The following is a 9406-nucleotide window of genomic DNA, read 5'->3' on the forward strand; positions in this document are numbered from 1 at the left end:
TATGCCGAATGCGTGAGGTATCCGCTAGGTGGGCGCCTTTCGCCTGAGCGGGGCGCGGAGGCCACGCATGGGTTCCGGATGGCCCGCACTCCGCAGGTCGGTCGCACCGCGAAGACGCCTTCTCGGTCGGTACGCGGCGCCCCGCTATTCCGCGGGCACCGGCACCCGCCAGACCAACGTGGTGCCACCCTCGGGAGGGCAGCTCAACTCCAGCTCCCCACCCAGTTGTTGGGCCCGCTCTCCCATATTGCGCAGTCCGCTGCGGCGCCCCTCGGGCGGGATGCCCACGCCGTCGTCGGCGACGGTGAGACGGACCTGGCGGGAGTCGGATGTGAGGACGACGTCGGCACGGCCGGCGTGAGCGTGCCGCGCGATGTTGGTGAGGGCCTCGGAGAGTACGGCGACGACATGGGCGGCGATCTCCCGCGGTACGTCGGTGTCCAGCAGGCCCTCCATCCGGACGCTGGGTGCGAAGCCGAGCACCGGGGCGGCCTCACCGACGACCCGCACGACCTGGGCACGCAATCCCGCCCCAACTGCTCCGTCACGCTCCCGCAGGCCGAAGATCGCCGACCTGATGATCTTGATGGTTTCGTCGAGGTCGTCCACCGCGCGCACGACGCGCTCAGAGGCCTCGGGGTGCTCGATGAAGCGACCGGCGCTCTGCAGGGTCATACCCGTGGCGAACAATCGCTGGATGGCCAGGTCGTGCAGGTCGCGGGCAATGCGGTCGCGGTCCTTGAGTACTGCGACCTGCTCGGCGTCCTGCCGGCGTTCCGCAAGTTCCATCGCGATGGCGGCCTGTGCGGCGAAGGCCTGCAGCGTCTCGGTCTCCGTCTGCGTGAACGCCGGTCGACCGGACTCCCGCGCGAGCAGAAGCACGCCGCGCGCACCCGCCACGCCTGTGCCGATGGGCACGGCCACCGCCGGGCCGAGTCCCCCGAACCTCGGTGGCTCCAGGGAGATCCGGTCATCGTGGCCGACGTCCGTGCTGGTTACGGAGGTCGCGCTGGAGAAGGCCAGCCCCATCAGGCTGCGGTCCATGCCCAGCACGAGCCCCTGGTGGGCTTCGGAGTCCAGCCCGACGGCGATCTCCACGGAGAGTGCCTCGGTGTCGTCCATGGGCACCGCGACCGCGGCCAGCGCCGAGCCGGTGATCTCCCCGGCCCGCTCGGCGATCAGCCCGAGCACCTCGGCCCGCCCGCCGCCGGACATCAGGTTGTGGGTGATCTCCGCGTTGGTCTGCAGCCAGCGCTCGCGCAGCCGGGACTCCTCGTACAGGCGGGCGTTGTCGATGGCGACACCGGCCGCCACCGCCAGGGTCGACAGCACCGACTCGTCCTCCTCGTCGAAGTGCGCGCCGCCCCGCTTCTCGGTCAGATACAGATTGCCGAAGACCTGCTCGCGCACCCGGATGGGAACCCCGAGGAAGGTGTGCATCGGAGGATGGCCCGGTGGGAAGCCGTACGAGGCCGAATGCTCCGAGAGCTTCGCGAGCCGCAGAGGCTCGGGTCGGCGGATCAACTCCCCCAGGATGCCGTGCCCTTCCGGGAAGGGACCGATCCGGGCGATCTGCTCCTCGTTGACCCCGACCGTGTGGAAGGCGGACAGCCGCGTACCGTCGGGTCCGATCACTCCCAGGGCCGCGTACTCCGCATCGACCAGCACCGACGCGGCCTCGACGATGCTGTGCAGCGCCTGCTCCAGCTCCAGCTCACGGCCGACGGAGAGAACCGCTTCCAGCAGACTGTGCACCCGGTCCCTGGTGCCGCGGGCCGCGTCCAGCCGTGCCTGCAGCTCCTCCAGCAGCTCGTCCAGCCTCAGTTGCGGCAACCGTATGCGCGCCCCCTGGGGCTCCTCGGGGCTTCCCACCTGCGTCTCCTCCGGTCTCCCGGGCGGGCGGACACCGACCGCTCCCGTATCCCGTCACGTTACCGGCCCACGGAGCGTGAAAGTAGGGCTTCCGATCCGGCGGCAGGTGGTCCGGTGGTCGCCCTCGCTGTGAACGAAGGCGGTACGGGCACCGGCGCAGACCGCCGAAGGCCATGCGCTGGGGCCGTTCGGCCCTGTCGTCGGGACCGACAGCACCTGCCCTGTCCGCCGGGCCCTGTTCGACGCTGGAGCCGCGTCGTGATCGAAGAGCGCAGGAGAGACCGACCGAGCCCACCGAGCCGAGGAGCACACCGTCATGGTCCGTCACGTGTACGACTTTTGCGAGGGCCGCCGCGACATGGCGGATCTGCTGGGCGGCAAGGGCGCGAACCTGGCCGAGATGACCCGGCTGGGACTGCCGGTCCCACCGGGCTTCACCGTGACCACCGACGCCTGCCGCGCTTTCCTCGGGTCCGGTGCCGAGCCGGAGGGCATGTCGGACGAGGTCTCCCGGCACCTGTCCGCTCTGGAGGCCTCCGCCGGACGCCGACTGGGGCAGCAGGACGATCCGCTGCTGGTGTCCGTCCGGTCCGGGGCTCGGTTCTCCATGCCGGGCATGATGGAGACGGTCCTGGACATCGGCCTGAACGACGAGTCCGTGGTGGGCCTCGCCAAGACGTCCGGCAGCGACCGCTTCGCCTGGGACTCCTATCGCCGTCTCGTCCAGATGTTCGGCAGCACGGTCATGGGAGTCGACGTCGCCCGCTTCGAGGAGGCCCTGACCCGGCTCAAGGAGGCCTGCGAAGTCCCCGACGACCTGCATCTCGACGCGAACGACCTGGCCGGCCTGGTGGAGACGTACAAGCAGCTGATCCTCGACGAGACGGGCCAGGCGTTCCCGCAGTCCCCAGCTGAGCAGTTGCGCCTCGCGATCCTCGCGGTCTTCCGCTCCTGGAACGGCGAGCGGGCCCGGCTGTACCGCCGGCGTGAGCACATCCCCGACGACCTGGGCACGGCCGTCACCGTCCAGCGCATGGTGTACGGCAACCTTGGCGCCGATTCCGGCAGCGGCGTCGCCTTCACCCGCGACCCGGCCACCGGCAGGCCCGGCCTGTACGGCGACTACCTCGCCAACGCCCAGGGCGAGGACGTCGTCGCCGGCATCCGCAACACCGTGCCCCTGACCGAGCTCGAACACATCGACCCGCGGTCGTACCGGCAGTTGTGTGACCACATGGCGACTCTGGAGCGGCACTACCGCGACCTGTGCGACATCGAGTTCACCATCGAGCGCGGCACTCTGTGGATGCTGCAGACCAGGGTCGGCAAGCGCACCGCCGAGGCCGCGTTCGCCATCGCCGCCGAGCTCGTGGAGGAAGGGCTGATCACATCGGAGGAGGCACTGGCCCGCGTCAGCGGGGAGGGCCTGGCCCGGCTGATGTTCCCGCGCTTCGACACGGACGCCCTCGGCGAGCCACTCGCCCACGGCCTCCCGGCCTCCCCGGGCGCGGCGGTAGGCGCGGCAGTCTTCGACTCCGCCGAGGCGGTACGGCGGGCGAGGACCGGCGAGAAGGTGGTGCTAGTCCGCCAGGAGACCACCCCCGACGACCTGCCCGGCATGGTCGCCGCCGAAGCCGTGCTGACCAGCCGCGGCGGCAAGACGAGCCACGCGGCCGTCGTCGCCCGGGGCATGGGCAAGGTCTGCGTGTGCGGCGCGGAAGACCTCGCCGTGAACACCGAGACCCGGCGTTTCGCCACCCCCGACGGCACCGTCGTCCAGGAGGGCACGGTCATCTCCGTGGACGGCTCCGCCGGCGCGGTGTACGCGGGCGCGGTTCCGCTGGTCGCCTCCGCGGCAATGCGGTACCTGGAGACCGGTGAGCAGTCCGACGGCGTCATAGCGGCAGTCGCCCGAGCCCTTGAACAGGCCGATTCCGTAAGGCGGTTGGAGGTACGCGCCAACGCCGACACCCCCGAGGACGCGCGGCGTGCCCGCCGGTTCGGTGCGCAGGGCATCGGGCTGTGCCGGACCGAGCACATGTTCCTCGGTGAGCGCCGCAAGCTGGTGGAGGAGATGATCCTCGCCCACACCGACGCCGATCGCGACCGGACACTGGCGGCTCTGCTGCCGCTCCAGCGGCAGGACTTCACCGACATCCTGGCGGCGATGGACGGCCTGCCGGTCACGATTCGTCTTCTGGACCCGCCGTTGCACGAGTTCCTGCCCGATCGCACCGACCTCGCCGTACGCGTCGCTGCCACTCAAGCACGTGGGGAGCAGCCCGACCCGCACGACGCCGAGTTGCTCGAAGCGGTGAACCGCATGCACGAGGAGAACCCGATGCTCGGCCTGCGGGGCGTGCGCCTCGGCCTGGTGGTTCCGGGACTGGTCGCCATGCAGGTGCGGGCCGTCGCCGAGGCCGTCGTGGCCCGCATGCGCGCCGGGGGCTCACCGCAGGCCGAGATCATGGTGCCGCTCGTCGGCGCCGTCGAGGAACTGCGTATCGAACGCACGGAAGTGGAGCGGGCGCTCGCCGAGGTGTCCGAGGAGTCCGGTGTTCCCGTGCGGTGCCCGGTCGGCACGATGATCGAACTACCCCGCGCCGCGCTCACCGCGCGCCGCATCGCTGAGGAGGCGGAGTTCTTCTCCTTCGGTACGAACGATCTCACCCAGACCACCTGGGGCTTCTCCCGCGACGACGTCGAGGCGGCCTTCTTCTCCGCCTACCTCGACAAGGGCGTCTTCCCCGCGTCCCCCTTCGAGACGATCGACCCCGACGGCGTGGGCCGCCTGGTCCGCATCGCCGTCGACGAGGGCCGCGCCACGCGCCCCGGCCTGAAGATCGGCGTCTGCGGCGAACACGGAGGCGACCCCGACTCCGTCCACTTCTTCCACTCCGTGGGACTCGACTACGTCTCCTGCTCGCCGTTCCGGGTCCCGGTGGCCCGTCTGGAAGCGGGCCGGGCGGCACTGCCGTCGGCCAAGGGCAGCGACAGCCGATGAACCCCGACACCGACAGCGACGATGAACGACCAACGGGAGCGGAGCACATGACCGACAGGGACGTCAGCGCCCAGGACACCCACGACACCGTCCAGATACGGGCGAACGGTGGCGTCGAGGACGAAGCACTCTCGTACATCCGGTCCAAGGTCGACGCGGCTCTGGCCCGGCCCGGGCTCGAGGCCGTCAGCGGTCGAGTGACGGTCACGAGGGACACGGCGCACCATGTCCTGCTGCCTTGGGCGGCCGGGGCGGAGCTCGCGGTCGACGGCCGGCTCGTCGTCGTCCTCGTGCGTGAAGCCGACGCACATCAGCTCGCCGACCGCCTGGGGGAACGGTTGCGCGCCCAGGCGGAGCGCGCCGCGCACCGCGCCGGCACGGCTCGCAGGACTGCCGGGCCGCCTCCGTGGCGAGGCGGATCCCCGGACCGAGGCGGGAGCCGCGGAAGCTCCCCTGCGACGCGTGAGGGCCCTACGGGACCCCCACCGGGGACCATTGGCCCTTGGAAAGGGCCAAGGACCGGGAAACAGTGAAGGCACGAGCGGCACCGTTCCCCCGCGGTGCCGCTCCCGCCGTATGCCGATCGAGCAGTGAGCAATACCTCGAACGCACACCAACGGAAGCCCTCATGGTCCACGACAACCACTTGCCCGTCGCCGCGGAGCCGCGTCGCAGCACCGAACTCGACAGCGCCGAGGCGCTGCGTCTGCTGAGCAGCGTGTCCCTGGGGAGGGTCGTCTTCACCCGGCACGCCCTGCCTACCGTCCGCCCTGTCAACCATGTCCTGGTCGACGGTCACATCGTCATCCGGACCCACGAGGGCGCCGATCTGGCCGCGTACACCCGGCAGACCGACGGTCCCGGTGTGGTCGTCGCCTATGAGACCGACGCCATCGACCCGGAGACGCACCTGGGCTGGAGCGTGGTGGTGACGGGATACGCCCACTTGGTCACCGACCCTGGTGAACTGGTCCGTTATCAGACGATGTTGCGGCCGTGGGTGGACCAGAGCATGGACTTGGCGGTCCGGATCCGGCCGGACCTGGTCACCGGTGTTCTGCTCACGGCAGGCGGCCCGGGCGGGGTCTGATCCACGCCCGGGCGCCGGCGGATTCGAGGAGATACCGGGGTGGTCACTCGGTGGGGACGAGGAGCACAGGGCAGTGCGAGCGGTGCAACAGGGCGTGGGCGACCGGCCCGAGACGAGCGCCGTGACGGCCACCCGCTCGGCGCGATCCGATGACGACGACGGCGGCATCCCGTGTGGCCTCGACCAGTGCGTGCGCCGGGGCGGCGCGGACCGTTCGACTCTCGACCTCCACACCAGGGTGTTCCTCTCGGATCCCGGAGATGGCGAATCGGGAGACCGCCTCTTCCGCCCGGTCGTGGAGAGCCAGGCGCTGCTGGCCCGGGCTCGTCGCCGGTATCGGTGAGGGCAGTTCGGGGCTCGTGTGCCGATGCGTCCGCGAGTGCAGGATCAGGAGCCGCGCACCGCGCCGCTCCGCCTCCCGCATGGCGTAGCGGGCCGTTTCGGCGTCGATGTCGCTCTCCAGGCCGAGCAACACGTCGCGGTGGTCGTCGTCGTGCGTGCGATTTCCCCGCACGACGAGCAGCGGGCTGTGCGTGTGCGCGGCAAGGCGCGGGCTCACCGCCCCGAGCGCGAGGCCGGCGAAACCGCCGAGTCCCCTGGTTCCCACGACGGTGAGGGCCGCGTCGGCACTCTCCCGGGTCAACTCCCGGACGGCGTCTCCTTCCGCCGCCGTGACCACCACGGTCAGTGTGGGATACCGCTGGTGGACGCGCGCGCAGGCGGCGGCAAGGACGGGTCCCGCTTCGTCACGGTCGGCCACGGCGTAGACCACGCGCAGCGTGGTTCCGCGACGGGCCGCCTCGGCCGCGGCCAGGTCCAGCGCCCGGGTGGAGATCAGTGAACCGTCCACGCCGACGGCCACGTGATGGTGGTGAGTCATGGCCCTGATTCCCTTCGCTACGCGCTCTGTCAGTGCGCTTCCACCAACGATGCTCGTACTCCGCCGTGGCGCACGGCAGGGGTCGAGGGCACCCGCCGAATCGACGAACGGCCCCTTGAGACGGGGCCGTTCGGTCCACCTGCCGCGTCGGCGGGAGCGTGGCGTGTCATACGGCGTGGTGCGGACGCGGTTCCAGCGCCGGCGTCGTGGCGCGCCGCCGGTGGACCAGACAGGGACGGACGAGGCAGCCGATCGGGGCGCTCCACACGTGGACGAGTCGGGTGAACGGCCAGGCGGCGAAGAGGAGGCGACGGTCGGGGCTTGCTGTTCCTCGTCCTCGTAGCGGCGCGGGTAGCCGACACCGCGCTCGGTCTCGTCGTTGTTCAACCAGGCGTGCTCGACGCCGGTGCAGCTGGTCGTGACCGAGCAGGGAAGTTGACCGGCAGCACTGCGGGCAGCGCCTGGCGTGTGCGGACGATACGGACGATGGGCGCCCGCTCAGGTGGACGCCATACCCGCCCGGACGGACATCTCCTGCCGGGTGAGGCCGAGTTGAACGCACCGGGCGGCGAGTCGGCGCGCCAGATGGACCAGCGGCCGCTCCGCCGCCCTTGCGGTGTCGCTTCCCGTCCGTTCGGGCATGGTCGTCACGCTTTTCGATTCAGACCGCGCGCACGGCGACGGTCTCGTGCTGTGCTCCTCCGAGCACGACCTTGAGGGCGCCGGTCTCGGCGGCGCGGGCGAAGACGTCGTACGCCTCCTCCATGTGGTCGAGCGGGAAGGTGTGGCTCACCAGCTGCGTGGTGGGCAGCCGCCCGGCAGCGGCCATCCGCAGCAGGGTCGGGGTGGAGTAGGTGTCGACCAGACCGGTGGTGATGGTGACGTTCTTGATCCACAGGTCCTCGAGGTGCAGGGTCGCCGGTGCACCGTGCACGCCGACGTTGGCGACGTGGCCACCCGGCCGAACCATGCGAGTACACAACTCGAAACTCTGCGGGACGCCTACGGCCTCGATCACAACATCCGCTCCGAGCCCGTCCGTCAGGTCGGCGATCAGCTGTTCGGGAGTCTCCCCGGCGTCAGCCACCGCATCGGCGCCGAGCTTGCGGGCGGCCTCCAGCCGGGCGGTGGCCAGGTCCACGGCGACTATCCGCTCGGGGCTCAACAGACGAGCCGTTGCGATCGCAGCCAGACCGATGGGACCGGCGCCGACCACGACGACTGTGTCTCCGGGACGCACACGTCCGTTCAGCACCCCCACCTCGTACGAGGTGGGGAAGATGTCGGCCAGCAGGACGGCGTCCTTGCCGTCCATGGCGGCGGGCAGGGGGTGCACGGACAGGTCGGCGTAGGGGACGCGGACGTACTCGGCCTGGGTGCCGTCGATCAGGTGGCCGAGGATCCAGCCTCCGCCGTCACGGCACTGACCGTACGTTCCCCGACGGCAGTAGGCGCAGCGACCGCACGCACTGATGCAGGAGACCAGGACCCGGTCGCCCGGCCGCACGGTGCGGACGTCGCTGCCGGTCTCGACGATCTCACCGACGGCCTCGTGCCCCAGCACGGTGCCGGGGCGCACCTCGGGGACGTCGCCCTTGAGGATATGCAGGTCCGTGCCGCAGACGGTGACCGTCCCGACGCGCACGATCGCGTCGGTGGGTTCCTTGATGGCCGGGTCCGGGACCTCTTCCCAGGCGGACTGTCCGGCGCCGTGGAACACGAAGGCTTTCATGGCGCTCCTCACTCCACTCGATCGGCTGCGGAGCCCGGTTCCGGCTATGAGGTCTCGGCGACCAGTTCGAGCCTGACGCCGCCCCCGCGCGGGATTTGCCCCGCAGGTCCAGCCTGGCCTCCGGGTACGCGGACCGCTTGGGCCGGTCGGGCCACTTCGCCGGCCTGACGGCGCCGGTTGCGCGCGCCATCCGCAGGGATGTCCCTGGGCCCACTGCGCCCAGCTTCCAGGGACCGTTCGGCCCTTCGAGCCGCACGGGAGCCTGTCCGAGGCGCTTGTGCGTGCTTCCACCGTCGGCCGCCGCCCTGCCGCCATCGGCCGAACAACCCTACGTCAGCTGCGAATTCAGTGCCGGGCGTCCCCGCGGCGCACCTGGTCGGCCCGTCCCCGGACCTAGACTGGGTCGTGCCGGCCGTGTGGGCGATCGTCGCGGTCGGCGGCGCGGCCGCGGGTGCGGTGACGGCGCACGCCATCGACGAGGCACTCGCACAACTGCGTGCCGAACGACGCCCCGTGCGCGCGGTGTTCCAGTACTCCTTCAGGTTGTACCCGGACACCGGCCAACAGAGGGCGTTGGCGGGGGCGTTCGGGTGCGCCCGTGTCGTGTTCAACGACGCGGTCCGCGCCCGTGAGGAGGCCAGAGCGGCCAAGCAGCCGTTCCCCAAGGCCGCGGAGCTGTCGAAGAGGCTGATCACCGAGGCGAAAGGGACGGTGGAGCGGTCCTGGCTGGGCGAGGTCTCCGCGGTGGTGCTCCAGCAGTCCCTGCGGGACGTCGAGACTGCGTACCGCAACTTCTTCGCCTCCCTCAAGGGTGGTCGCAAGGGGCCC

7 protein-coding genes and 1 pseudogene are annotated in these 9406 nt (G+C 70.9%); 3 read left to right on the top strand and 5 right to left on the bottom strand.

Going from position 1 to position 9406, the window contains the following annotated elements:
• Positions 1-144 precede the first annotated feature (144 nt).
• Positions 145-1872, bottom strand: coding sequence for a GAF domain-containing protein (locus tag H305_RS0115750; RefSeq protein ID WP_028801220.1), 1728 nt, complete (start codon positions 1870-1872; stop codon positions 145-147).
• A 316-nt stretch (positions 1873-2188) separates the two neighbouring features.
• Here H305_RS0115750 and ppdK point away from each other — a divergent pair, with 316 nt between their 5' ends.
• A complete protein-coding gene (gene ppdK, locus H305_RS0115755; protein WP_028801221.1) occupies positions 2189-4876 on the top strand; it encodes a pyruvate, phosphate dikinase in 2688 nt (895 codons plus the stop codon).
• A 628-nt stretch (positions 4877-5504) separates the two neighbouring features.
• The gene (locus H305_RS0115765; protein WP_028801222.1) at positions 5505-5966 is read left to right on the top strand and encodes a pyridoxamine 5'-phosphate oxidase family protein; all 462 of its coding nucleotides are present in this window, start codon (positions 5505-5507) and stop codon (positions 5964-5966) included.
• A 43-nt stretch (positions 5967-6009) separates the two neighbouring features.
• Here the strand turns inward: H305_RS0115765 and H305_RS0115770 are convergent, their stop codons facing one another.
• The 4 genes and pseudogenes from H305_RS0115770 to H305_RS0115780 form a co-directional block, all read right to left on the bottom strand.
• Entirely contained in the window at positions 6010-6846 is an 837-nt protein-coding gene (locus H305_RS0115770; RefSeq protein WP_028801223.1) for a universal stress protein, read from the bottom strand.
• A gap of 166 nt (positions 6847-7012) precedes the next feature.
• Positions 7013-7153: pseudogene (locus H305_RS50650) on the bottom strand (respiratory nitrate reductase subunit gamma); the annotation flags it as partial.
• Positions 7154-7344: 191 nt separating this feature from the next.
• Complete coding sequence (locus tag H305_RS54010; protein WP_199791412.1) at positions 7345-7488, bottom strand: hypothetical protein; 144 nt, start codon at positions 7486-7488, stop codon at positions 7345-7347.
• 19 nt (positions 7489-7507) lie between these two features.
• Positions 7508-8578 carry a zinc-dependent alcohol dehydrogenase family protein gene (locus tag H305_RS0115780; RefSeq protein WP_028801224.1) on the bottom strand — a complete coding sequence of 357 codons (1071 nt, stop codon included), beginning with the start codon at positions 8576-8578 and terminating at the stop codon, positions 7508-7510.
• 522 nt (positions 8579-9100) lie between these two features.
• On the opposite strand from H305_RS0115780, the gene H305_RS0115785 reads away from it, so the two are divergent.
• A partial coding sequence (locus H305_RS0115785) for a helix-turn-helix domain-containing protein (RefSeq protein WP_158690538.1) occupies positions 9101-9406 on the top strand: 306 nt, incomplete at its 3' end.

It is taken from the genome of Streptomyces sp. 142MFCol3.1 (genome assembly GCF_000424945.1).
Taxonomy (GTDB): domain Bacteria; phylum Actinomycetota; class Actinomycetes; order Streptomycetales; family Streptomycetaceae; genus Streptomyces; species Streptomyces siamensis.

What these genes read in the sequence shown, in the direction of transcription:
- ppdK (WP_028801221.1), top strand. Translation starts at nt 2,189, where the DNA reads ATGGTCCGTCACGTGTACGACTTTTGCGAGGGCCGCCGCGACATGGCG.
- H305_RS0115765 (WP_028801222.1), top strand. Translation starts at nt 5,505, where the DNA reads ATGGTCCACGACAACCACTTGCCCGTCGCCGCGGAGCCGCGTCGCAGC.
- H305_RS0115770 (WP_028801223.1), bottom strand. Translation starts at nt 6,846, where the DNA reads ATGACTCACCACCATCACGTGGCCGTCGGCGTGGACGGTTCACTGATC.
- H305_RS54010 (WP_199791412.1), bottom strand. Translation starts at nt 7,488, where the DNA reads ATGCCCGAACGGACGGGAAGCGACACCGCAAGGGCGGCGGAGCGGCCG.
- H305_RS0115780 (WP_028801224.1), bottom strand. Translation starts at nt 8,578, where the DNA reads ATGAAAGCCTTCGTGTTCCACGGCGCCGGACAGTCCGCCTGGGAAGAG.